Annotated in this window: 21 protein-coding genes; 8 read left to right on the forward strand and 13 right to left on the reverse strand. The window is 37.7% G+C overall.

The genetic code is table 11. The annotated features are described in order from the left end of the window. Window positions 1–55 precede the first annotated feature (55 nt). The 7 genes from ilvC to atpD form a co-directional block, all read right to left on the reverse strand. The gene (gene ilvC, locus I5M32_RS07620) at window positions 56–1537 is read right to left on the reverse strand and encodes a ketol-acid reductoisomerase (RefSeq protein ID WP_200585605.1); all 1482 of its coding nucleotides are present in this window, start codon (window positions 1535–1537) and stop codon (window positions 56–58) included. A gap of 46 nt (window positions 1538–1583) precedes the next feature. Further along, window positions 1584–2186: an acetolactate synthase small subunit gene (gene ilvN / locus I5M32_RS07625; RefSeq protein WP_200585606.1), complete on the reverse strand. Its 603-nt coding sequence runs from the start codon at window positions 2184–2186 to the stop codon at window positions 1584–1586. Between the two features lie 19 nt (window positions 2187–2205). After that, a complete protein-coding gene (gene ilvB / locus I5M32_RS07630) occupies window positions 2206–3945 on the reverse strand; it encodes a biosynthetic-type acetolactate synthase large subunit (RefSeq protein ID WP_200585607.1) in 1740 nt (579 codons plus the stop codon). A 291-nt stretch (window positions 3946–4236) separates the two neighbouring features. Then, a complete protein-coding gene (gene ilvD, locus I5M32_RS07635) occupies window positions 4237–5916 on the reverse strand; it encodes a dihydroxy-acid dehydratase (protein WP_200585608.1) in 1680 nt (559 codons plus the stop codon). Continuing rightward, window positions 5917–6804, reverse strand: a complete 888-nt coding sequence (locus tag I5M32_RS07640; RefSeq protein WP_200585609.1) for an aminotransferase class IV — start codon at window positions 6802–6804, stop codon at window positions 5917–5919. Between the two features lie 470 nt (window positions 6805–7274). Beyond that, window positions 7275–7523 carry an ATP synthase F1 subunit epsilon gene (gene atpC, locus I5M32_RS07645; protein WP_200585610.1) on the reverse strand — a complete coding sequence of 83 codons (249 nt, stop codon included), beginning with the start codon at window positions 7521–7523 and terminating at the stop codon, window positions 7275–7277. Between the two features lie 80 nt (window positions 7524–7603). After that, entirely contained in the window at window positions 7604–9112 is a 1509-nt protein-coding gene (gene atpD, locus I5M32_RS07650) for a F0F1 ATP synthase subunit beta (RefSeq protein ID WP_200585611.1), read from the reverse strand. Between the two features lie 347 nt (window positions 9113–9459). On the opposite strand from atpD, the gene I5M32_RS07655 reads away from it, so the two are divergent. The 8 genes from I5M32_RS07655 to I5M32_RS07690 all read left to right on the forward strand — a co-directional run bounded on the left by I5M32_RS07655 (window position 9460) and on the right by I5M32_RS07690 (window position 17246). Then, window positions 9460–10677: an OmpP1/FadL family transporter gene (locus I5M32_RS07655; protein ID WP_234461893.1), complete on the forward strand. Its 1218-nt coding sequence runs from the start codon at window positions 9460–9462 to the stop codon at window positions 10675–10677. Window positions 10678–10697: 20 nt separating this feature from the next. Continuing rightward, window positions 10698–11993 (forward strand): SGNH/GDSL hydrolase family protein, encoded by a 1296-nt coding sequence (locus tag I5M32_RS07660; RefSeq protein ID WP_200585612.1) that lies wholly within the window; start codon window positions 10698–10700, stop codon window positions 11991–11993. Between the two features lie 116 nt (window positions 11994–12109). Next, the gene (locus tag I5M32_RS07665; protein WP_200585613.1) at window positions 12110–13021 is read left to right on the forward strand and encodes an SDR family oxidoreductase; all 912 of its coding nucleotides are present in this window, start codon (window positions 12110–12112) and stop codon (window positions 13019–13021) included. Between the two features lie 105 nt (window positions 13022–13126). After that, a complete protein-coding gene (locus I5M32_RS07670) occupies window positions 13127–13591 on the forward strand; it encodes a redoxin domain-containing protein (protein ID WP_200585614.1) in 465 nt (154 codons plus the stop codon). A gap of 14 nt (window positions 13592–13605) precedes the next feature. Further along, window positions 13606–14589: a flotillin-like protein FloA gene (floA, locus tag I5M32_RS07675; protein ID WP_200585615.1), complete on the forward strand. Its 984-nt coding sequence runs from the start codon at window positions 13606–13608 to the stop codon at window positions 14587–14589. Window positions 14590–14688: 99 nt separating this feature from the next. Then, window positions 14689–15408, forward strand: coding sequence for a phosphatase PAP2 family protein (locus tag I5M32_RS07680; RefSeq protein ID WP_200585616.1), 720 nt, complete (start codon window positions 14689–14691; stop codon window positions 15406–15408). A gap of 30 nt (window positions 15409–15438) precedes the next feature. Next, entirely contained in the window at window positions 15439–16488 is a 1050-nt protein-coding gene (locus tag I5M32_RS07685) for a hypothetical protein (RefSeq protein ID WP_200585617.1), read from the forward strand. Next, window positions 16485–17246 (forward strand): hypothetical protein, encoded by a 762-nt coding sequence (locus tag I5M32_RS07690; RefSeq protein ID WP_200585618.1) that lies wholly within the window; start codon window positions 16485–16487, stop codon window positions 17244–17246. The genes I5M32_RS07685 and I5M32_RS07690 overlap by 4 nt, the downstream gene beginning before the upstream one ends. Here the strand turns inward: I5M32_RS07690 and I5M32_RS07695 are convergent. The 6 genes from I5M32_RS07695 to I5M32_RS07720 form a co-directional block, all read right to left on the reverse strand. Beyond that, entirely contained in the window at window positions 17217–17591 is a 375-nt protein-coding gene (locus I5M32_RS07695; protein ID WP_200585619.1) for a hypothetical protein, read from the reverse strand. The genes I5M32_RS07690 and I5M32_RS07695 overlap by 30 nt on opposite strands. A gap of 62 nt (window positions 17592–17653) precedes the next feature. Next, window positions 17654–19393 carry a glycoside hydrolase family 13 protein gene (locus tag I5M32_RS07700; RefSeq protein WP_234461894.1) on the reverse strand — a complete coding sequence of 580 codons (1740 nt, stop codon included), beginning with the start codon at window positions 19391–19393 and terminating at the stop codon, window positions 17654–17656. A gap of 39 nt (window positions 19394–19432) precedes the next feature. Beyond that, the gene (locus I5M32_RS07705; protein ID WP_200585620.1) at window positions 19433–19891 is read right to left on the reverse strand and encodes a hypothetical protein; all 459 of its coding nucleotides are present in this window, start codon (window positions 19889–19891) and stop codon (window positions 19433–19435) included. A 101-nt stretch (window positions 19892–19992) separates the two neighbouring features. Further along, a complete protein-coding gene (locus tag I5M32_RS07710; RefSeq protein WP_200585621.1) occupies window positions 19993–20955 on the reverse strand; it encodes an oxygenase MpaB family protein in 963 nt (320 codons plus the stop codon). Window positions 20956–21071: 116 nt separating this feature from the next. After that, complete coding sequence (locus tag I5M32_RS07715; RefSeq protein WP_200585622.1) at window positions 21072–22514, reverse strand: MFS transporter; 1443 nt, start codon at window positions 22512–22514, stop codon at window positions 21072–21074. Window positions 22515–22520: 6 nt separating this feature from the next. Further along, window positions 22521–23180 carry a bifunctional 4-hydroxy-2-oxoglutarate aldolase/2-dehydro-3-deoxy-phosphogluconate aldolase gene (locus I5M32_RS07720; RefSeq protein ID WP_200585623.1) on the reverse strand — a complete coding sequence of 220 codons (660 nt, stop codon included), beginning with the start codon at window positions 23178–23180 and terminating at the stop codon, window positions 22521–22523. Window positions 23181–23353: the final 173 nt, after the last annotated feature.

Raw genomic sequence — 23353 nt, forward strand, 5'->3', positions numbered from 1 at the left:
TCAGGCTGAGCGGAGTCGAAGCCTACATTTCGACTCCGCTCAATGTGACAATCTCCTAAGCCGTTTTAATCGCTTTCATGGCCGTCATCGCCCTACGCAAAACTGCCCCTACTTTTTCTACCTGGTGCGTACGGATTGTCTCGTTCACTTCAATCAGTTTTTTATTGTCCACGCCGCCATCTTTGCCTTCATTAAAGTTTTTGCCTACTAAATCGGTGCCTACTTTCTTCATGAAATCTTTTAACAGAGGTTTACAAGCCTGGTCAAATAAATAGCAACCATATTCTGCCGTATCAGAAATCACACGGTTCATTTCGAATAATTTTTTACGGGCAATGGTGTTGGCAATCAATGGGGTTTCATGTAAAGACTCATAATAAGCAGATTCTGGTTTGATGCCTGCCTGTACCATAGTTTCAAAAGCCAGCTCCACACCTGCTCTTACAAAAGCTACCATCAAAGTATAATTGTCGAAATACTCCTGCTCGTTGATTTTTACATCGCCGGCCGGGGTTTTTTCAAAAGCGGTTTCTCCGGTTTCCGCTCTCCATTTTAATAGGTTTTTATCTCCGTTTGCCCAGTCTTCCATCATGGTCTTGCTAAATTCTCCGCTCATGATATCATCTTGATGCTTTTGGAAAAGCGGACGCATGATGTTTTTTAATTCTTCTGAAATTTCAAAAGCTTTGATCTTTGCAGGATTGCTCAATCTATCCATCATGGCAGTAATACCACCTTGTTTTAAGGCTTCGGTAATTACTTCCACACCATATTGAACCAGTTTTGAAGCATAACCGGCATCAATCCCTTTCTCCATCATTTTATCGAAAGATAGGATAGAGCCCGTTTGCAATAAACCGCAAAGAATGGTTTGCTCGCCCATTAAGTCTGATTTTACTTCTGCTACAAAAGAAGACAATAAAACACCCGCTTTATGCCCACCTGTACCCACGGCATAAGCTTTTGCTTGCGCTAATCCTTTTCCTTGTGGGTCGTTCTCTGGGTGAACGGCAATTAATGTTGGTACTCCAAAACCTCTTACATATTCTGCCCTTACTTCACTTCCCGGGCATTTTGGGGCTACCATAATCACGGTAATATCCTTACGGATTTGCATCCCTTCTTCTACGATATTGAAACCATGAGAGTAAGAAAGTGTAGCTCCTTGTTTCATCAAAGGCATTACCGCTTTTACAACAGCGGTATGTTGTTTATCTGGGGTTAAGTTGATCAAAATATCTGCAGAAGGGATCAATTCTTCATAGGTACCTACCTTAAAATTGTTTTCTGTGGCGTTTTTCCAAGAATCTCTTTTCCCATCGATTGCCTCTTTACGTAAAGTGTAGCTCACGTCCAATCCGCTATCACGTAAGTTTAAACCTTGGTTTAAGCCTTGCGCACCGCAACCTATAATGACCAATTTTTTGCCTTTTAAAGCATCTACGCCATCGGCAAATTCGCTGCTATCCATAAATTCGCAAACACCCAATTGGTTTAATTTTTCTCTTAATGGTAATGTGTTGAAATAATTTGACATTTTCTTTTTGTTAAATAGTTTATTGTCCTTGGTGTATGGACTAAAATTACATGGTAAAAACTTTTTGCCCTTTGTTCAAATACTCGTTCTCCACTACATCTTCTCCTGGTTCCAATCTTTCAAATTCACGAAGCTTTGCGTGGAAACCATCGCTATCTTTAATAATGGCTACTCTGGCACTCCTTACAAATTCAATAAGGCCGTATTGCTGCAATACATTTACCAAGGCATCTGTTTCTTCACGGTGGCCAGTTGTTTCAAAAACAGTATAATCTTTACGGATCACAACCGCTCTTGCGCCATATTCGCGAAGCAAACGTTCTACGCTCACATGTTCTGCAATCACATCTGTTGGTACTTTATAAAGTGCCAATTCTTGCCAAATCACATCATCATTGGTATTAAAATAAACTTTTAAAACCTCCACTTGCTTCTCTAGCTGGCGGGCAACTTTTTTTACTACCTCCTCGGTTTCTGTTATCACGATATTGAAGCGGTGGATACTTTCTACCTCAGAAGGGGAAGTATTTAAACTCTCCACATTCAGCTTTCTCCTGCTAAAGATAATGGCGATTCTATTTAATAAACCAATCTGGTTTTCGGTATAAACCGTGATGTTAAATTCCTTCTTTTCTATTGTTGATTCCATTTTTATGTGATTTGAAGGTTTATTTTAATCTGATTTCACTTACGCTACAACCTTGCGGCACCATCGGGAAAACATTATTTTCTTTGGTTACCATCACTTCTAAAAGATAGGATCCTTTATGGTTGAGCATTGTTTTTAATGCTTCTACCAAGTTTTCCCTTTCAGAAACTTTTTGCCCTTCAATGTAATATCCCTTGGCAACGGCAACAAAATCTGGGCTGGTAATGTCCACAAAAGAATACCTTCTTTCGTTAAATAATTCTTGCCACTGGCGCACCATGCCCAAAAACTGGTTGTTCAAGATCATGATTTTCACATCGATACCGCTTTGCATAATGGTGCCCAATTCTTGGATGGTCATTTGGAAACCACCATCGCCAATTACAGCAACAACGGTTTTATTTGGCGCACCAAATTTGGCACCAATTGCTGCCGGAAGGGCAAAGCCCATGGTACCTAAACCGCCACTGGTAATGTTACTTCTGGTATGGTTAAATTTCGCATATCGGCAAGCCACCATCTGGTGCTGCCCAACATCTGTAACGATAATCGCATCGCCATTGGTTAGGGTGTTTAATTGGTTGATGACCTCGCCCATGGTTAATTCTCCACTTGTTGGGTTACATTCTGCATTAATTACTTGGTCAATTTCTTTTTGGGTGTATTCTCTAAATCTCGCCAACCATTCGTTATGTGATTTTTCATCTATCAATGCCGTCAAAAGTGGTAAGGTCTCCTTGCAATCTCCCCAAACAGGAACGGTAGCTTTTACGTTTTTATCAATTTCGGCAGGATCGATATCCAAATGGATCACCTTTGCCTGTTTAGCATATTTGTCTAATCTGCCGGTTACGCGGTCGTCAAAACGCATTCCAATGGCAATCAGCACATCACAATCGTTGGTTAAAACATTTGGGCCATAATTGCCATGCATACCCAACATCCCAACATTTAGAGGATGATCGGTTGGGATTGCGCCAACCCCTAAAATAGTCCATGCAGCTGGGATACCCGATTTTTCTACAAATGCCTTAAACTCTTGCTCTGCATTTCCCAAAAGCACCCCTTGCCCAAAAAGTATAAAAGGTTTTTTGGCACTGTTGATCAAGGCTGCAGCTTGCTCCACATAAGATTGGCGAACAATTGGGTAAGGGCGGTAGCTTCTAATGTGTCCACATTTCTGATAAGCTTCCGTCTCTATTTTTTGTATCTGCGCATTTTTGGTAATATCAATCAAAACAGGGCCCGGCCTGCCAGATTTAGCGATATAGAATGCCTTTGCCAAAACTTCTGGTATTTCAGAAGCATCCGTTACCTGGTAATTCCATTTGGTTACAGGCGTAGTGATATTGATCACATCTGTTTCTTGGAAAGCATCGGTGCCTAAAAGTGAGGCGAAAACTTGCCCAGTAATGCACACCAATGGTGTACTATCAATCTGTGCATCGGCAATTCCGGTAATTAAATTGGTTGCCCCTGGGCCACTGGTTGCAAAAACAACCCCAACTTTACCTGATGTACGGGCATAACCTTGGGCAGCATGGGTTGCACCTTGCTCATGGCGTACCAAAATATGGTTCAGCTCTTTTTTGAAATCATAAAGCGCATCATAAATTGGCATAATGGCACCTCCGGGATAACCGAAAATGGTGTCCACACCTTCTTCAATCAGTCCTTTTAATAAGATTTGAGAACCTGATAGTTCCTCGGTTTTAACTGATCCTTGTGCTTGTTTATCTTTTAATTCAAGTGTATCCATCACTTTTTTGTTTGTTTCTTTTTATTTTGGCGTTTAACACTCCGCCAACTGGCGGATATACCTTTTTTGTCTTATCCCTCAACTCCCTTTTCGACTCCCTCTTCGACTCCGCTCAGAGTGACAAGGCTCAGAGTGACAAGGCTCAGAGCGACAATTATTAGGATGACAAAAAAGCCTGCCCGAATTACGGGCGGGGATGCCGCTGCTATCGTTAACGCTGCCTATCGCAATTATATTGATAGCCCAAGTGGCTCTCCCTACATATTTGCGAAATGTCTATGGTTAAACAATTTAATCTTCATCCGTAACACAACCCTCAGTTGCGTTTTTAACCAATTTATAATATTTATAAAGCACCCCATTTTTTACCGGTGGTTCTGGTTTTACCCAAGCTGCTCTCCTTTTTGCTATCTCATCATCGCTTACCATTAAGTTAATGGTATTGGTTATTGCGCTAATCTCAATCAAATCATTGTCTTGGATAATACCGATGTTTCCACCTTCTACGGCTTCTGGTGTAATATGCCCTACTACAAACCCATGCGTTCCGCCAGAAAAGCGTCCATCTGTGATTAATGCTACCGAAGCACCTAAACCTGCACCATAAATAGCGGAAGTTGGTTTAAGCATTTCTGGCATTCCCGGTGCGCCCTTGGGGCCTGCATTTTTAATTACCACCACATCTCCAGCTTTAACTTTCCCTGATGATATGCCCGCGATCAGTTCAAATTCGCCATCAAAAACACGGGCCGGCCCTTTGAATGATTCTCCTTCTTTACCGCTTATTTTAGCTACCGCACCTAAGGTGGCAATATTGCCATACAACATTTGTAAATGCCCGGTTGCTTTGATCGGTTTTTCTAATGGGCGAATAATATCTTGAGCTTCAAAATCCAAGTCTTTTGCATCAGCAACGTTTTCTGCCATTGTTTTCCCGGTAACGGTGATACAATCGCCATGTAACAAACCTTTTTTCAATAAATATTTCATGATGGCAGGCATGCCCCCCATGTTGTGCACATCTTCCATCAAATATTTGCCGCTCGGTTTTAGATCTGCAATTACTGGTGTTTTATCGCTGATGTCTTGAAAATCTTTTAAAGTTAATTTCAATCCAACAGATTTTGCCATGGCAATTAAATGCAGAACAGCATTGGTAGAACCTCCCAAAACCATCACTATGATCAAAGCATTATGAAATGCTTTTTTGGTCATGATGTCTTTGGGCTTGATGTCTTTTTCCAGTAATATCTTGATGTATTTACCTGCTTCCAAGCACTCGTTTTTCTTTTCCTCGCTCAAGGCGGGATATGAAGAACTATAAGGCAAACTCATTCCCATAGCCTCGATGGCTGATGCCATCGTGTTTGCAGTGTACATCCCTCCGCATGCACCTGCACCCGGGCAAGCGTTTTCTATCACACCTTGGTAGTCTTCATCAGAAATATTGCCTGCCAGTTTTTTTCCTAAAGCTTCAAAAGCAGAAACGATATTCAGTTCTTCCCCTTTGTAATGACCGGGATGGATACTTCCGCCGTAGATCATGATGCTTGGGCGATTTAAACGACCCATTGCCATGATAGCACCCGGCATATTTTTATCGCAACCCGGCAAAGCGATAACGCCATCATAAAAATGGGCTGCACAAACCGATTCTATGGAATCTGCGATTATATCTCGAGAGACCAGAGAGTAACGCATCCCCGTGGTACCGTTGGTAAGCCCATCACTAATCCCGATGGTATTAAATGTTAAACCGACTAAATTTTGGCCCCAAACACCTTTTTTGGCGATTGCCGCCAAATCATTAAGGTGCATATTGCAGGTATTGCCATCGTAACCCATGCTTGCAATGCCAATTTGTGCCTTTGATAGATCTTCTGTGGTTAAACCCAAGCCATACAACATGGCCTGTGTTGCCGGTTGGGTTTTATCTTGTGTAAATGTTTTACTGTATTTATTTAATTCCATTTATATAATGACTTCAAAACTTAATTTATCTAACACTAAACTTTTATATACCCTTTGTATGCTAGAGCCAATACTATCGGCGAAAGCCAAAGGGTATCCATGATCATCAATTGATTTTAAACCTATAATTTCTACCGCTGTTCCACAAAGAAAGGCCGCATCTGCATTTTTAAATTCATCCGTAGTAATATTTTTTTCTATCACTTCAATATCTAATTGTTCTGCAATTTGAATTACCGTTTTACGGGTAATACCAGCCATTATATTTCCTTTTTGTGGTGTATAAAGCACTCCATCTTTCTCTATAAAAACATTTGCAGAGGTTGATTCTGCGATAAAACCGTTCATATCCAACAAGATTGCTTCATCAAAACCTCTACTTTTTGCTTCTGTGATCGCTAAAACAGAATTCAGATAGTTCCCAGTTATCTTAACATCAACCGGTGCGGCTTTTGGGTTTGTTTTTTCATAAGTAGAGATACAGGTTTTTAAAAGATCGCCACCGTAAAAACTATCCCATTCCCATGCCATCATCAAAATATGAGATTTGGTATCGCTTACCATATCCATGCCCTCATCTGTAAATACAAAAGGCCTGATGTAGGCGTTTTGTAAATTATTTTCCTCTAATAATTTATAGGCATCTTTAATTAAGCTTTGAGTATCCCAATTAAAAGAGATGCTGATTTTTTCACAAGATTTTTTTAGCCTTTCAAAATGCTCTTTTGCCTTAAATATCTTTGTTCCGTTACCGGTGGTGTAAGATCTTAATCCTTCAAAAGCACCATAACCATACTGCGTAGTTTGGCTTTTATAGTCCATACTGTTTTCAGCGTCGTTTTTAAACGAACCGTCAATATAAATTATGTTACTTTTTGATAATTTCATCTAAAACGAATACCTTTTATATAAAAAACGCCTTCTTGTTGGGAAGGCGTTTAGAAATTTCTTTTTATTTTAATTTACACACGCCACTTTCTTATTGCCAATCAGCAGTAAGCTATTAATTATGATAATTATGACGTTTTGCATTTTTGATTTAATCTTAATTTTTGATATTCTCAAGATAGGGTATCGATTTGACGCATACAATACTTTCTAAAATAAATCTCAAAAAAAATATAATTTCATTTTTTTGTTAACCGCAAAATATAATTCTAAGTAATTTTCTTTGTTTAAGCTTATATTTCCAATTATTTAGACTAAACAACGATTTGGTTTTCGGTATATTCTGTTATGCTTACATAATAAACCTCGAAATTCTTCTTAAAATTCTTTGCGCAGCGAAAAAACTAAAAAAACGGTTCATAAAAAAACCAGCTTTTTGGGCTGGTTTAAAATATTTTAAAAGGATAAGGTTATTTTTCTTTTACACCCTCTGCTAAAACAATAACTTTATTATCGATCACTTCTACAACCCCACCTTTTGTATAGAATTTTTGTTCTTTACCGGCACTTCTAACGATAACCTTACCGTTATCTAAGATAGATATAATGGGAGCGTGATTATTTAAAATCTCAAAAGATCCTTGCGTACCCGGGACGGTAACAGAGGTTACCTCTCCTTCAAAAACTTTCTTATCTGGTGTTAAAATTTCTAAATTCATGTTCGAGTTATAAGTTATAATTGATAAGTAATAGGTTTAAAGTTCTGTCTTATCACTTTAAACCTATAACTTTCAACTTTTTAAGCGTTTGCTTCGGCTAATAGTTTTTTACCTTTTTCTATGGCTTCTTCAATATTACCTACTAAGTTGAAAGCACCTTCTGGATATTCGTCAACTTCGCCGGCCATGATCATGTTAAAACCTTTGATGGTGTCTTTAATATCAACCAATACACCTTTTAAGCCCGTAAACTGTTCTGCAACGTGGAATGGTTGTGATAAGAAACGTTGAACCCTTCTTGCTCTTGATACGGTCAATTTATCTTCTTCGGATAACTCATCCATACCTAAAATAGCGATGATGTCTTGCAATTCTTTGTAACGCTGTAAAATTTCTTTCACGTTTTGTGCGCAAGTATAATGTTCATCGCCAACTACAACCGGAGTTAAGATCCTTGAAGTAGAATCTAAGGGATCTACTGCCGGATATATGCCCAATTCGGCAATTTTACGAGAAAGCACCGTAGTTGCATCTAAGTGGGCAAAAGTTGTTGCAGGAGCCGGATCGGTTAAATCATCTGCTGGCACATATACTGCTTGTACAGATGTAATAGAGCCTCTTTTTGTAGAAGTAATACGCTCTTGCATGGTTCCCATCTCGGTAGCCAAAGTTGGTTGGTAACCTACTGCTGAGGGCATACGGCCTAATAATGCCGAAACCTCTGAACCTGCTTGAGTAAAACGGAAAATGTTATCTATAAAGAAAAGGATATCCTTTCCCTGACCATCGGCTTCGCCGTCTCTATAATATTCAGCAATTGTTAATCCTGATAAAGCTACACGAGCCCTTGCACCGGGAGGCTCATTCATTTGCCCGAAAACGAATGTCGCTTTTGAATCTTTTAATTCTTCCTTATCTATCGAGGTTAAGTCCCATCCACCTTCTTCCATAGAATGCTTAAATTTCTCGCCATATTTGATAATTCCCGCTTCTATCATCTCCCTTAAAAGGTCGTTGCCTTCACGGGTACGTTCACCTACGCCAGCAAATACAGAAAGGCCATCATAAGCTTTTGCGATATTATTGATCAGCTCTTGGATTAGTACGGTTTTGCCAACACCGGCACCACCAAATAACCCAATTTTACCCCCTTTTGCATAAGGTTCTAATAAATCGATAACTTTAATACCAGTAAATAGGATCTCGTTTTCTGTAGAAAGATCTTCAAATTTGGGAGGTAAATTATGGATAGATTTTCCTTTAGAATTATCTACATTTTCTAAACCATCAATAGCGTCTCCAACTACATTGAAAACACGTCCTTTGATAGCATCTCCAACGGGCATTTTGATTGGCGTACCGCTATCAATCACATCCATGCCCCTTACTAATCCATCGGTAGAATCCATGGCGACAGCTCTTACCCTATCTTCACCCAGGTGTTGTTGTACCTCTACGATAATTTTTTGTCCATTTTCTTTAGTAATTTCTAAAGCGTCAAAAATTTTTGGGAGTTTTGCACCTTCTGCTGCAAAGCTTACGTCGATAACCGGACCAATGATCTGGGCTATTTTTCCAATATTTGGCATATATTAATGGTATTTTATTTAAAATCTCTTGTTTATTAGGCTTTTAAGACCTTTCAAATGAGTGTGCAAAATTACGTTTTATTCGCTAAAAACAAACATAATTTTTAAAATGTTTTGATGTTTTTTGAAGCACCTTGTTTCAAAAGGCTTTAGAACACAATCACACAAAAAAATGATGCGTTTTATAGAGTGTTCTTTTAAAAGTATCGTTAAGCTTTTTCATCAAAAGAATATTGATCAAAATTTTTCGCTAATAATAAAATAGAATTATTATGTTAGCGGCAGATTTATTATGTTTGCATAGCAAATCCCAATTAACCAATTATTTTTAAATAAATAACAGATTTATGATAAAGAAACTACTGCTTGCAGCTTGCATTGCGATGCCGGCTACCATTTTTGCACAAGGTTTTCAAGTTAACCTACAAGGGCAAAAACAAATAGGAATGGCTGGCGCAGGGGCCGGAACAGCCATGGATGGCGCTACCCTATTTTTTAATCCTGGCGCAATGGTTATGCTTAAAGAAAATCAGATCAATTTAGGAGTTAGCCCTTTATTGTTTAAATCTGCTTTTTTGAAAGCTGGATCTAACCAGGTAGAGCATAACAAAAACGAGGTTGCACCTCCCTTTGAGGCTTATGCGGTTTTTGGTCCAAAATCTGGAAAAATTAAATTTGGGATTGGTGCTTACACGCCATTTGGCGGCCTGGTTAATTGGGGAAACCAATGGTCTGGAAAATATTCTTTGATTTCTTTAAACCTAAAGGCAATTTATATACAGCCAACCATAAGCGTTAAGCTTACAGACAATATTGGATTGGGCGCAGGCTTTGTTTACAACCATGGTAGCGTAAATTTACAAAGAGCGATCCCAATTACCAAACCAGATGGAAGCGACAGTAAAGCCACTTTAGATGGTTCTGGCGAGGGTTACGGCTGGAATGCAGGTATTTATTTTAAAACTTTATCTGGCGTAACCATAGGTATTGTTCACCGATCTAAAGTTGATACTAAATTAAATAATGGAGATGCTACGTTTGACGTACCAACGGCTTTGCAAGCCGGTTTCCCAACTAAGTTTAATTCTTCGCTGCCATTACCAGCAACTACATCCTTAGGTTTTGGATTTTATCCATCACAAAAAACCACCATCGCTTTTGATGCAAATTGGGTACATTGGAGTGTTTACAAAAACCTAGAGTTTGATTATGATAATAATGCGAGGGTGGCTGATACAAAATCACCAAGAAATTATAGTGATGGAGCATCATTGAAACTAGGTATCAACCAACAACAAACAGATAAATTGGCGTTGAGAGCTGGGGTTGGTTATGCTTTTACCCCCGTGAAAGACGGTTATGTAACTCCCGAGGCTCCTGATGCAAATAGACTTATTTTATCTGCCGGTTTGGGATATAATTTTACTTCAAAATTCAATTTAGATCTATCTTTTTTATACGAAGGGATTGAAAGCAGAAAGCAAACCAATTTAGAGTCTAACCTTTCGGGTACTTTTAAAACCAATGTTTACATTCCTGGGATTGGATTATCTTATAAGTTTTAATTACTATTTAGCTAAAAAAAATGAAAAAATATAACTCTTTAAAATTGTTGCTTGCTGGGCTAATACTGATTACAGCTGCATGCGATACAAAAATAGATGCCCCAACCCTTTCTAAGGGCAGCGCAGACTTCACTAAATATATTGCCGTTGGAAACTCTTTAACTTCTGGTTATGCAGATGGTGGTCTTTATTTAGATGGTCAATTAAACTCATTCCCTAGTATTATTGCCAAGCAAATGAAACTTGTTGGTGGCGGTGCGTTTAATCAGTCACTTTTTGATGATGCCCATTCTAACGGCTCGGGTTATTTAAGTTTGGGAGGTTTTAACCCAAACGGCACACCTATATTAAATCAAGTTACTGATAAGTTAGCTTACAGAGATGCCATGGGTCATTTTATAAAATTTACTGGGGACATAGAAAATTTAGGAATCCCGGGTATGCGTTTAGACCTTGGGGCCGCAGCACCTACATTTAGTGCCCTAAACCCCTATTTTGAAAGATTATTACCAGATGCACAAGTAGGAAACACAACTTATTTGAATTTTATAGCAGGAAGAAGCCATACTTTCTTCTCTTTTTGGTTAGGGAATAACGATGTTTTGGGTTGGGCAACCAATGGAGGGGTAGTAAATAACGACCCAACAAAAGCTTTAACGTCTAAAGCAAACTTCACAAATTTATATTCGGCGTTTATAGGCACTTTAACAGCCCAAGGGCAAAAAGGTGTGGTAGCAACCATTCCGGATGTAACGGCTATTCCTTATTTTAATACGGTAACTGTTTCTGCTATAAATGCTGGTTTAAAAGCAAATCCACAAACAGCAAATTACAGTTTGGTAATCAATGCCTTAAACCCGGCAACAGGCTTACACTCGCCAAGATTGGCAACCTCTGCTGATCTGATAATTTTGACTTTTAACACCGCCTCAATTGGCGTAAATGGTTACGGGTTAAGCCCGCTAAACCCGATAAAGGATGAACAAGTATTGGATAAAGACGAGGTTGCCATTGCTAAAGATTATGTAAATAGTTACAATACCTCTATTAAAACCATTGCAGCTGCCAAAGGCTTGGCGGTTTTTGATGCTTATGCTTTCTTAAATCAGTTTAAAGGGGCAGGTATTTCGGTTGATGGGGTAGCAGCAAGTTCATCTTATATTTCTGGTAATGTATTTTCTTTAGACGGTGTTCATTTAACGCCATTTGGATATGCAATTGCCGCTAATGGTTTTATCAATAGCATTAACAGCACTTATGGGTCAACGATCCCAACCGTAAATACCGCAGATTATAGGTTTGTAAAATTCCCATAATTTTTTGGTTAATATTTTACTAAAGGATTTGATTGGCTTCAAATCCTTTTTTTGTTTTTAAGCGATAGAGAACTTTTTAAATACTACCTCTAAATTTTTTGATTAATTTGGCACCGATGAAAAAAGTTTTGGTAACAGGTAGTAACGGTTTATTGGGCCAAAAATTAACCCAAAGGATTTTATCTAAAAATGATTTTGAGCTAATTGCTACCGCAAAAGGAGAAAACAGGTTTACCATTAAAGAAGGCTATACCTATGAAGAGATGGATATTTTGGATTACGAAAGCCTAGATAACGTAATTGGAAAATATTTGCCCAATGCGGTTATCAATACCGCAGCCATGACAAACGTTGATACTTGTGAAACAGAAAGAGAGGCTTGTTGGGCTTTAAATGTTACCGCAGTACAAAATTTAATAAAAGCTTGTAAAAAGCATGATGTACAATTGATACATCTTTCTACGGATTTTATTTTTGATGGTGCAAATGGCCCTTATCTAGAAGATGCAGAGCCAAACCCTGTTTCTTTTTACGGAGAATCTAAACTGGCCGCAGAAACTCTATTAAAAAATTCTGATATTAAATGGACGGTTTTGAGAACCATTATTGTTTATGGGATCGTTAACGATATGAGCCGTAGCAACATTGTACTTTGGGCAAAAGGAGCGTTGGAAAAAGGCAACCCAATCAATGTGGTAAATGATCAATGGCGTATGCCTACTTTAGCCGAGGATCTAGCCGAAATTTGTTTACTAGCCGCCCAAAAAGAAGCACAGGGCGTTTACAATGCTTCTGGAAAAGATATGATGAGCATTATGGAATTGGTAGAGCAAGTTGCAGAATTTTATCAACTAGATAAAACATTAATTAACCCAATTAGTTCTTCTTCATTAAACCAGGCTGCTAAACGGCCGGTAAAAACAGGGTTTATCTTAGACAAATCAATCAAAGAATTGGGTTATGAACCACATTCTTTTAGAGAAGGAATGGCAATTATGCAAAAGCAGGTGGAGTTGTTAGGATCTTAAGTTCTATAGGTTTAAAGTGGAAAGTTCAAAGTATTAAGTGTTACCAATAGTTCAATATTTGATCTATTAATCAAAAATCGTTTATTCATTCAAAATCAAAATTATATGTTATTAAAAGTTGGCGATAAAGCCCCAGATTTCAAATTGTTTAGTTCAGAACTCAAAGAAGTTAGTTTAAAAGACTTTGCGGGGAAAAAAGTTATATTACATTTTTTTCCGATGGCATTTACAGGTGTTTGTACCACGCAATTATGCACCATGAGGGATAACTTTGGTTTTTACGAAGGCTTAGGTGCGCAGGTTTTGGGCATTTCTGTAGATTCTCCTTTTACGTTGGCTAAGTTTAAAGAAGACAATAACTATCAATTCCCGCTCCTTTCTGATTTTAACAAGGAAACTTCACAAGCTTATGGTGCTTTTTACGATGAATTTGTTTTCAATTTAAAAGGTGTTTCTAAAAGAGCTGCATTTGTAATCGATGAAAATCAAAAGATAATTTATGCAGAAGTATTGGAATCTGCCGGAGATCTTCCTAATTTCAAAACAATTGACGATATTGTAAATTCATAAATAAAAACCTAAAAATGGATGGCTCTTACGGCGTAATTTTTATTATCATTGGTAGCGTTGTAGCACTTTTCTTTGTGCTATATATTTTACCTGTTAACTTATGGTTTACCGCACAATTATCAGGTGTAAAAATAAACTTACTTAATTTAGTATTAATGAGGTTAAGGCGTGTACCCCCTTCATTGGTTGTTAACGCGTTGATCACATCAACAAAGGCAGGCCTCAACCTTACCTCTAACGAGATTGAGACGCATTATTTGGCAGGCGGCCACGTTAACAATGTAATAAAATCGCTCATATCTGCCGATAAGGCAAACATACCCTTAGATTTTAAATTGGCAACCGCCATAGATCTGGCAGGTAGGGATGTTTTTGAAGCGGTACAACTATCGGTTAACCCTAGGGTTATAAATACGCCACCTGTTGCGGCCGTGGCAAAAGACGGGATCCAACTAATAGCGAAAGCAAGGGTTACCGTTAGGGCAAATATCAACCAATTGGTTGGTGGTGCGGGTGAGGAAACCATTTTAGCAAGAGTTGGCGAAGGTATTGTTACCACCATAGGCTCGGCAGTAAGCCATAAAGAGGTACTAGAAAACCCAGATAAAATATCTAAAGTGGTATTATCTAAAGGATTAGACTCTGGGACCGCTTTTGAGATTTTATCCATTGATATTGCGGACATTGATATTGGCGATAATATTGGCGCAAAATTACAAACCGATCAGGCCGAAGCAGATCTAAAAGTAGCTAATGCCAAAGCGGAAGAACGTAGGGCTTTTGCTGTTGCTTATGAGCAAGAGATGCGAGCAAAGGCACAAGATGCAAGAGCAAAAGTTATTGAGGCCGAGTCGCAGATACCTTTAGCGATCTCTGAAGCATTTAGAAACGGGAACCTTGGAATTATGGATTATTATAAGATGCAAAATATCCAAGCGGATACGGATATGAGAGAATCTATCTCTAAACCAACCAACGGAAATAAAGACAAGAAGTAGATTTTTTTTCTTAAACTTTAACAAGAGCGGCAAATAAAATTGCTGCTCTTTCTGTTTGTACAGAATATCTTCAGAATTGTTTTTCAATTTCAAAGCATAATGAGAAAACTAATCTTTTTATTCGCCATTTTAATTTGTACAATAAATTTCACTATTGCGCAAAGCTTAGATTCTACCAAAATCAGTACGGATAGGCCATTAACCATAAAAAAAACAGGTTTTCAATGGAAAAACCAAGAATATCTAATTGCGCCAGTAGCATTTATCACTTATGGTTTTTCTTCTTTGGCCAGTACAGAGGTTCGCGAATGGAACGTGGATATTAGAAATGAAATTGTAGAAGACCACCCCACTTTTCATACTTCGGCAGATAATTACCTTCAGTTTTCTCCTGCGGTTGCAACCTTTGCCCTAAAGGCCGCTGGTGTAAAAAGCCAGAACGATTTTTTTGGCTCTATAAGGGTTTACAGCATATCAACGGTTTTAATGGCCGGGACGGTTCTTGCCGTAAAAAAACTTACCGGTGAATTAAGGCCAGATGGCAGTGCCAATAATTCTTTCCCCTCTGGGCATACCGCAACAGCTTTTGCCGCTGCAGAGTTTATGCACCAAGAGTTTAAAAAATCATCTCCTATTTTGAGCTATAGCGGTTATTTGGCCGCCGCCGCAACGGGCACCTTGCGCATGTACAATAACAGGCATTATTTGGGAGATGTTATTGCCGGGGCAGGTGTAGGCATTTTAACCACTAAAGCAGCCTATTGGATAAATAACAAGGTTTTTAAATCCCACAAAAGAAGTCATCATCAATCTTTTTAAAAGCAATCAAAATAAATATTAGCTTTGGGTATGAGCATTTTGGAAGATAGAAATGACGTACCCTCTAAAAAGAAGATTTTTTATAACGTAAAAAAACCGCTTAAAGAGTACCTTCTCAAATACGATCGTGAGATCGATATCCCGGTAAAGTACTCGGATATGTTGCGGTTTAACCTCTCTACACCCTTATTAGATAAAAACGACAAAGACACCTTATGGCAAACCGTTTATTATGACGAGGCCGAAATGGCAGAGCTTTATCCGGGATTAAAATATATCTATGCTTTGATGAACGCTTCGGGAAGGCTGGAGGTAATGGACCATCTTTCTGTATCGAGGATAGATTATTGTTCTTTTGGCAATTCTAAACCTTTTAGGGTACGTATCATCAATCGTTTAAACGATAATTACGATCATTTTTATGTGAAAAGAGCAGATGCCTCACGTGTTTACGGTTTGGAGCTAGAACATATTTTATCGCCCAACAGGATAAATTACATCACAGACTCTGAAACTTTGATAGAAGAGCATATCCCGGGTTTGCCGGGCGATGTTTTTGTGGATGATTACATCAATGATATTAAGTTTAACCAAACCCGTATCAGTAAAGAATTTGTGAAATTTAACGAGCGCTGCTTTGTGCGCCTTTTGGGCGATATGCGTTCTTATAACTTTGTGGTAGATATTACGCCAGATATCGAAGGGAACCAATACCGCATAAGGGCGATAGATTTTGACCAACAATCTTACGAAGGCAAGTTGAAGTTGTATATGCCCCAGTATTTTAAAGAGAACAACAATCTGGTTTTTTTGGGGATGGAATCTATCAACGAAAAATCTATGAAACAATATCAACAAGAAGAAAGAAGTATCATCAGCCACAGGGTTAAGTTGGCCCGCTACCGTTTAAAAGAGCTTTTTGAAGCTTCTTTAACCGATGAGATTGCACCTTTAGAAAAAACTTTAGCTCTCGGAAAAGAACTGGCCGTTTATCATAAAAACAAAAAATTTACTAAAATTAGGCACATGGGGCGGATGGTTAAAGCCCATATTTATGCTTGTTTAGAGAACAAGAAATGATCAAAAGGTTTTTGAAAGGCATTTTATCCCCAAAATTAATCCGTTATTTTTCTGAGTTAAAGAACAAGGGGAAATCTGCCGAAGCACTATTTACAGAAATATACCAAAAAAATTATTGGGGCAAACCGCAAGGAAAGAACAGGTTTTTTTCTGGCACAGGAACAAGCAATGCTAACACCAACTTATATATCGCTTTTCTAATCGGTTTTATCAAAAAACATCAGATAAAAAATGTATTTGAAATAGGTTGTGGGGATTTTACCATAATGGAAAAAGTTTTAGGCCAAGTGGCCGTGAATTATGTTGGATCAGATGTGGTAAAGCCTTTGATAAACGATTTGAATACGAGAAACCTTAACAAAGATCAAAATTTTATTTTTATCGATGCGATTGAGGATGAATATCCCGATGCAGAACTTTGCATTATAAGACAGGTTTTGCAGCACTTAAATAATCAACAAATAAAATCGATTTTAGAGAAAACCAAAAAATTCAATTACGTTTTGGTTACAGAACATTTGCCTTTAAATCCTGAAGTTAAAAATGGCGATAAAAATATTGGTGGATATATTAGGTTGCAAAACAAAAAAGCTTCTGGGGTTTATTTGGAAGAAAACCCTTTCAATTTAGAAATCGAAAATGTAATTTCTTATAGAAATGATGATTTAGGCTTCGATAAAAAGAATATCCCTGCCATTATGCGAACAAGCTTGATCAAAAACGATTCGCTACGCAGGAATAAACAAAAACAGGTATAAAAGTCGTTTTTCATGGTTAATCTCAAAGTCAAAAGTTTCATGTTTTAAAAGCTCTTTTTTGATGGCAGAACAACCCCATTCTAATTTCAATTCATAGGCGAAATTCACTTTACCGTATCTATCATCCTTAATTAAATGTGGCTCTAAACTTTTTAATATCGCCATTGGGCCGCCGCCGTCTGTATTGTTCAGATCAACCAGAACTTGTGAAACAGCATTATTAACCTCTGGGTTATCTATGGTATATTTGAACAAGAATTTGCCGAGATCGAGACTTCCGCATTTTAACCTCTCGTTGTCTTTTTCTGAAAATGATATTCCGTTTTTTATGATAGATGTTTTCATTTTTAAAGGCTAAAAGCAGGGTGCAAAAGGCTTAAAGCTTATTTGCGAAACTGCATTAATGATTATGTTAATTTATAAATACAAGCTTGGTAAGGCTTCAAAACATTTCTTTTTATTATATTTCCATAGTTTGAAAGAATCAGTTCGGCTTTAGCTAATTCAAAATCTATATTAAAATTAGCTTCCAGAGCGGTAAAATTCAAAAGGATGATAAAAGTTTCATCTTTATATTTTCTGCTGTAAGCATATACCGATTTGTTTATAGCATCTAAAAGCTGATACTCTCCATAAATTAAAGTTTTGTGCTTTTTACGCAATTGAATTAATGCTCTAAAATAGTTCAATATACTTTTTGGATCATTTTGTTGGTTTTCTGCATTTACTATTTTATAATTTGGGTTTACTTTAAGCCATGGTTTCCCATCTGTAAACCCACCGTTCTCGCTATCATCCCATTGGAAAGGCGTACGCCCGTTATCTCTTGCAGTAATTTTCTGTGCCTTTATAAATCGCGGCAGATCGCCTCCGTTATCCAATAAATATTGGTACATATTGATGCTCTCAATATCCCTGTAATCGTTGATATCATCAAACTTGATGTTAGACATCCCAATTTCATCGCCATGATAAATGAATGGGGTTGCCCGCATGGTCAATAAAAAAGTATGCAACATTTTAGCAGCATAATCCCTATATTCTGGTGCATCGTTTCCCCAACGGGTTAACATTCTTGGTTGATCGTGGTTTCCCAGGTAAATAGTACCCCAACCCTTTTCAAAAGCCTGGTCCCATTTGGTATAAACCTGTTTAAATTCTAAAAGGCTATAACCATCCGGATTGGCTTCTTTGAAACCATCTGGTGTAAAACCAATTCCCATCCCCTCGAAATGATAGAGCATATCCAATTCTTTTCTTTCAGGATCAATAAAAAAATGTACATCCTCGGTATTTACACCAATACCTTCAGCAATACTTACCATGTTATATTTGCTCAAAACCTGTTGGTTCATCTCTTTTAAATACTTGTGTAAAAACGGCCCGTTAGCATAATAATAGGCAAAATTACCATTGTATTTTGGAGGAATGGGCGGAAAAGAAGTGTCTTTTGATATAAAGGGCACTACATCCATCCTAAAACCATCAACACCTTTGTTTAACCAAAAATGCAAGATATTGTATATTTCTTGGCGCAGCTTTGGGTTTTCCCAATTTAGATCTGGCTGTTTGCGAGAGAAATAATGAAGGTAATAAGCATCTGTATTTTGATCGTAGGCCCAAGCATCTCTGTTTATATCAAAAAAGCTGAACCTCTTGCTTGGTTTACCCTTTTCTGCCGGCCACCAATGGTAATAATCGCGATAAGGGTTTTCCCTTGATTTTTTAGATTCTTGAAACCAAAAATGCTCATCGCTACTGTGGTTTGGCACCAAATCTAAAATAAGCTTTAAATCTTTCTGGTGCATCTGGCTCAAAAGCTCATCAAAATCGGCCATGTTACCAAAATCAGGCATAATGTTACGGTAATCAGAAATATCATAACCATTATCATCATTTGGGGAAGCAAAAATTGGGTTAAGCCAAACTGCATCAACACCCAAACGTTTAATATAATCTAGTTTAGAAATGATCCCCTTTAAATCACCTATACCATCTCTGTTACTATCTTTAAAACTTCTGGGGTATATCTGATAAATAACCGCTTCTTTCCACCAAGCACTATTTTTTTGATCGCTCATGATATTGGTATATAAAATATACTCATCAAAATTCTTACCCAAATTTTGGTCAACAAAAAAAGCCATCTTTTATGAGGATGGCTTTAGTGAAATAAAATTTTGCTTTTAGTAAGAGTATTGGTGCGTATAATCCTTATTTACATCAACTGTGATGTTTTCATCATCGTTTTCTACCTTACCGTTTACCTCGGCTTTGTAACTAATCTTGTATGGCGCATCAAAGTTGATACATTGCAAACTAATTTGGGCAGATGTAAGCGGTTTGATAGACTCTACAACGTAAGTTTTAGTGCTGCCGGTAAAATCATCTTCTCCTAAACTTATATCCTGTTCATTATTTTTGGTAACCCCATTAACTTTCCAGATTGTTTTATCATTCGTTGAGTTTCCGCCAACGGCAATAAATGATACATTATCAATCTCTGCTGGGTTTACACCGGTTACAGTAAAGGTAAATTTCACGTTTTTACCATCTCCATTACTGGGCGCATCATTATTTTTAGAACATGAAGAAAAGGTAATCGCTCCCAAAGCTAGAATTGCAATAAATTTTAAATGTTTCATAATGTTTCAATTTTAATTTTCCTTGTTTCACAAGTACAATGCCAAAGCCTTTTAAATATTTTAATTAAAAGTTTCTTATGTGGTTAAGATTTTAAAAGAATTTATGAAAAGATTGATTTCAATTTAAGTAATCTCCTTTTTGAAGATGGAAAAGTAGCGGTTGGTAAATTAATGATATCTGCTGCTTTATTACCCAAAAGAAAGCGCATATAAGCGGCAATTTCTTCATTATTAAAAACTTTATGATCGTTTAGTTGATAGAAACAGTTTAATAATGAAACTGTCAATTGTTTGCCTTCCGGCGATGCTTTGAATTGTCGCTCACTAATAATTTTATCTATCTCTCTTGCTTCTTTGCCGTTTTTGGGCAGCAATTCTGGTTTAACACCAAGCATCTGCCCTATCCAGCTCCAATATTTTATATAATCCATTTGATCTTGATAGCTGATGTTAAACCCCATTTTCCTTAATCCCCTGATAACGATCAAAGAAAAAGAAAGGTTGGTGCCCGCCATATCTTCTTGGTTTACGGGCAAGCCTAAAGAGTTGTCCCAATTCTGTTTTTTTAAATAAAAACGAGCGGCGGCATGCATTACCCTCACTTTAAAAATTTGTACTTTCCCACAACCATCATCTTCAAAAGCATTTTTTTTCATAATAGAACCAACAAATTGTGCGGTTTCTTCTAGGCGTTTATGCACATCTTTGTACATCCTTTCTGTTTGGTAAAGCACTTTTGCACCATCGGCGGCAGCATAACAATAAGGCAAAGAAAGCAGGCCCAATAGCTGTAAAATGTATTCTTCTTTAGATAGAAAAAATTTGCGGGCGCTATTGATCTCTTTTTTTAATGGGGATATGATGTTCCCTAATTCTAGATCAAAAAAAGAAGCTTCTGGGATTTGGGAGATAAAGAAAGCCCAATCTTTATTTGAACACAGTTGCCTTAAGGCAAGACCCAATCGTGATTTTTTATCGGGATCAGAAAAATAAAGATTCACAAAATCATCGGCAGGTTGGTCGCCTGTAATACGTAATAAGTTTAAATCTTTATCATTTAGCATCTTTCTTTAAAAGGATAAAACTGATAAAAATGTTTTAAAGAGATTAAAATAAATCAAAAATAAAAAAGGGGATTTCCGAATAGAAATCTCCCCTCTAAAAAAATGTTAAATATTAATTATAAAGTAGTAATGGGTTTATAAACAGGTACTAATGCCTTCATTACCAACCAGCCAATCAAATAGCAAACAGAGCAAACAGAAAACACGATAAAGTACCCGGCTTCTATCCCATGAAAACCTAAGAAATTCATTTGAGTTGTTTTACTATAATCAAATAATAAACCAGAGCCTTTATTTATAAAAGTAGATCCAACGCCACCAGCTAATCCGCCAATCCCTGTAATGGTAGCTATCGCTTTTTTAGGGAACATATCGCTTACGGTTGTAAATATATTTGCAGACCAAGCCTGATGTGCCGCACCCGCAACCCCAATAATGATTACCGGCAGCCAATAAGTTAAATGCCCTAAAGGTTGGGCAACCATTGCCAATAAGGGGAAGAAAGCAAAAATCAACATGGATCGCATTCTTCCATCGTAAGGATTCATCCCTTTTTTATCTACAAAGTAAGTTGGCAACCAACCGCCAATAATTGATAATAGAGTGATTGCATATAAAATGAACAAAGGGAATGCTGCATCGGCAGAATCCATGCCGTAAACAGAACTTAAATAGGCAGGTGTCCAGAATAAGAAGAACCACCAAACTCCATCGGTCATAAACTTGCCAAAGGCAAAAGCCCAGGTTTGTTTATATTTAAAACAATCTATAAATGATACTTTATCAGCTGTTTCTGGCACATATCCTACTATTTTGCTATCAGCGGTAATGTCTTGTTGTATGTAAGCTAATTCTGCCTCGGTAACTCTTTTATGTTTTTCTGGTTTTTCGTACATAAATACCCAAAATCCCATCCATATAAAACCCAAAGCACCAATTACTATAAAAGCCATCTCCCAGCCATAAGCTTCGGCAATAAACGGTACGGTTATAGGTGCTACCAAAGCTCCAACGGTTGCGCCGGCATTAAATATACTGGTAGAAAAAGCCCGGTCTTTTTTGGGGAAATATTCTGCCGTTGTTTTAATAGCAGCTGGAAAGTTGCCCGCCTCGCCCAATGCCAATACAAAACGGGCGAAGATGAAGAAAGTTACGCTTGTAGAGGCAACCAAGGCTGTATTGTTTGCCGCATGGATGGCATCTTTAGCACCTGCAAAACCTACAAACCATGTCCCGGTTAAAATCCCAGAGGTTGCTATACCACAAAAGGCATGCAAACAAGCGCCTAAAGACCAAATACCAATAGCCCACATAAAGCCTTTTTTAGTATCCAACCAATCCACAAATCTTCCGGCAAACAACAAAGAAACTGCATAAAATATAGAGAACAATGCGGTAATATTACCGTAATCGTTATTTGTCCATCCAAATTCTGGTGCTATAAAATCTTTCCAGGTTAGGGAAAGCACTTGCCTATCTAAATAATTGATGGTGGTGGCAAAAAATAGCAGACTGCAAATTGTCCATCTATATTTACCGATCTTTTCGTTTAATGTCATTATTGGTTATTTAATTGATTGTATTACAGCCAATACCTCTTTGGTATTTTTAGCCAATTGCTCGTATTTTCCGCTCTCCATCACATCTTTGCTGATGAGTTTACTCCCCATGCCCACGGCACAAACGCCAGCCTTAAACCAGCTACTGATATTTTCTTTGCTTAAATCTACACCCCCGGTTGGCATAAACAATTGCCCCCTAAATAAATCTTTGATAGAAGAGATAAATTCTTGGCCTAAAATATTAGCGGGGAAAATCTTGATCAAACCTGCGCCGTGTTTTTGGGCGATAGAGATTTCGGTAGGTGTCATGCAGCCTGGGATCCATAGCAAATCAGCTCTGTTACAAACCTCGGCCACTTCTGGTGTAACTATCGGGCAAACAATAAAATCTGCTCCGGCATCAATAAAATCTTGTGCTTCTTGTGGTGTTTTAATGGTTCCGATACCTAATTTCAGTTCGGGCATTGATCTTTGCGCAACCTCTTTTAATTTCTTAAAGTTTGATAATGCTTCTTTCCCACGGTTGGTGTATTCTATAACCCTTACCCCTACATCGTAAACAGCCTGGGATATATCAATTGTTTTTTGTTCATCGGCATGAAAAAATAAAGGAAGCATACCTTGATCGGTAATTGCTTTTAAAAGCAGTGATTTTTTGTCCATTTTATAATTGGGTTTTATTAAGAGGTAACTAAAATAGGCATTATATAAAGGTAAAGCTACAATAATACCCCAACAATCTACGCAATCGTTACCGATGATTTTTTTGTGCAAACCTCTAAATTGTATTCTTTTAAGTTTAATTTTGAGTAATTTACGTAAACCATTATCTCAAT

The sequence above is a fragment of the Pedobacter segetis genome (assembly GCF_016623585.1).
Lineage (GTDB): Bacteria > Bacteroidota > Bacteroidia > Sphingobacteriales > Sphingobacteriaceae > Pseudopedobacter > Pseudopedobacter segetis.

What these genes read in the sequence shown, in the direction of transcription:
- I5M32_RS07670 (WP_200585614.1), top strand. Translation starts at nt 13,127, where the DNA reads ATGTTATTAAAAGTTGGCGATAAAGCCCCAGATTTCAAATTGTTTAGT.
- I5M32_RS07720 (WP_200585623.1), bottom strand. Translation starts at nt 23,180, where the DNA reads ATGGACAAAAAATCACTGCTTTTAAAAGCAATTACCGATCAAGGTATG.
- atpD (WP_200585611.1), bottom strand. Translation starts at nt 9,112, where the DNA reads ATGCCAAATATTGGAAAAATAGCCCAGATCATTGGTCCGGTTATCGAC.
- I5M32_RS07690 (WP_200585618.1), top strand. Translation starts at nt 16,485, where the DNA reads ATGATCAAAAGGTTTTTGAAAGGCATTTTATCCCCAAAATTAATCCGT.
- I5M32_RS07680 (WP_200585616.1), top strand. Translation starts at nt 14,689, where the DNA reads ATGAGAAAACTAATCTTTTTATTCGCCATTTTAATTTGTACAATAAAT.
- I5M32_RS07665 (WP_200585613.1), top strand. Translation starts at nt 12,110, where the DNA reads ATGAAAAAAGTTTTGGTAACAGGTAGTAACGGTTTATTGGGCCAAAAA.
- I5M32_RS07695 (WP_200585619.1), bottom strand. Translation starts at nt 17,591, where the DNA reads ATGAAAACATCTATCATAAAAAACGGAATATCATTTTCAGAAAAAGAC.
- I5M32_RS07715 (WP_200585622.1), bottom strand. Translation starts at nt 22,514, where the DNA reads ATGACATTAAACGAAAAGATCGGTAAATATAGATGGACAATTTGCAGT.
- ilvD (WP_200585608.1), bottom strand. Translation starts at nt 5,916, where the DNA reads ATGGAATTAAATAAATACAGTAAAACATTTACACAAGATAAAACCCAA.
- I5M32_RS07660 (WP_200585612.1), top strand. Translation starts at nt 10,698, where the DNA reads ATGAAAAAATATAACTCTTTAAAATTGTTGCTTGCTGGGCTAATACTG.
- floA (WP_200585615.1), top strand. Translation starts at nt 13,606, where the DNA reads ATGGATGGCTCTTACGGCGTAATTTTTATTATCATTGGTAGCGTTGTA.
- I5M32_RS07685 (WP_200585617.1), top strand. Translation starts at nt 15,439, where the DNA reads ATGAGCATTTTGGAAGATAGAAATGACGTACCCTCTAAAAAGAAGATT.
- ilvC (WP_200585605.1), bottom strand. Translation starts at nt 1,537, where the DNA reads ATGTCAAATTATTTCAACACATTACCATTAAGAGAAAAATTAAACCAA.
- ilvN (WP_200585606.1), bottom strand. Translation starts at nt 2,186, where the DNA reads ATGGAATCAACAATAGAAAAGAAGGAATTTAACATCACGGTTTATACC.
- ilvB (WP_200585607.1), bottom strand. Translation starts at nt 3,945, where the DNA reads ATGGATACACTTGAATTAAAAGATAAACAAGCACAAGGATCAGTTAAA.
- I5M32_RS07640 (WP_200585609.1), bottom strand. Translation starts at nt 6,804, where the DNA reads ATGAAATTATCAAAAAGTAACATAATTTATATTGACGGTTCGTTTAAA.
- I5M32_RS07655 (WP_234461893.1), top strand. Translation starts at nt 9,460, where the DNA reads ATGATAAAGAAACTACTGCTTGCAGCTTGCATTGCGATGCCGGCTACC.
- I5M32_RS07700 (WP_234461894.1), bottom strand. Translation starts at nt 19,393, where the DNA reads ATGGCTTTTTTTGTTGACCAAAATTTGGGTAAGAATTTTGATGAGTAT.
- atpC (WP_200585610.1), bottom strand. Translation starts at nt 7,523, where the DNA reads ATGAATTTAGAAATTTTAACACCAGATAAGAAAGTTTTTGAAGGAGAG.
- I5M32_RS07710 (WP_200585621.1), bottom strand. Translation starts at nt 20,955, where the DNA reads ATGCTAAATGATAAAGATTTAAACTTATTACGTATTACAGGCGACCAA.
- I5M32_RS07705 (WP_200585620.1), bottom strand. Translation starts at nt 19,891, where the DNA reads ATGAAACATTTAAAATTTATTGCAATTCTAGCTTTGGGAGCGATTACC.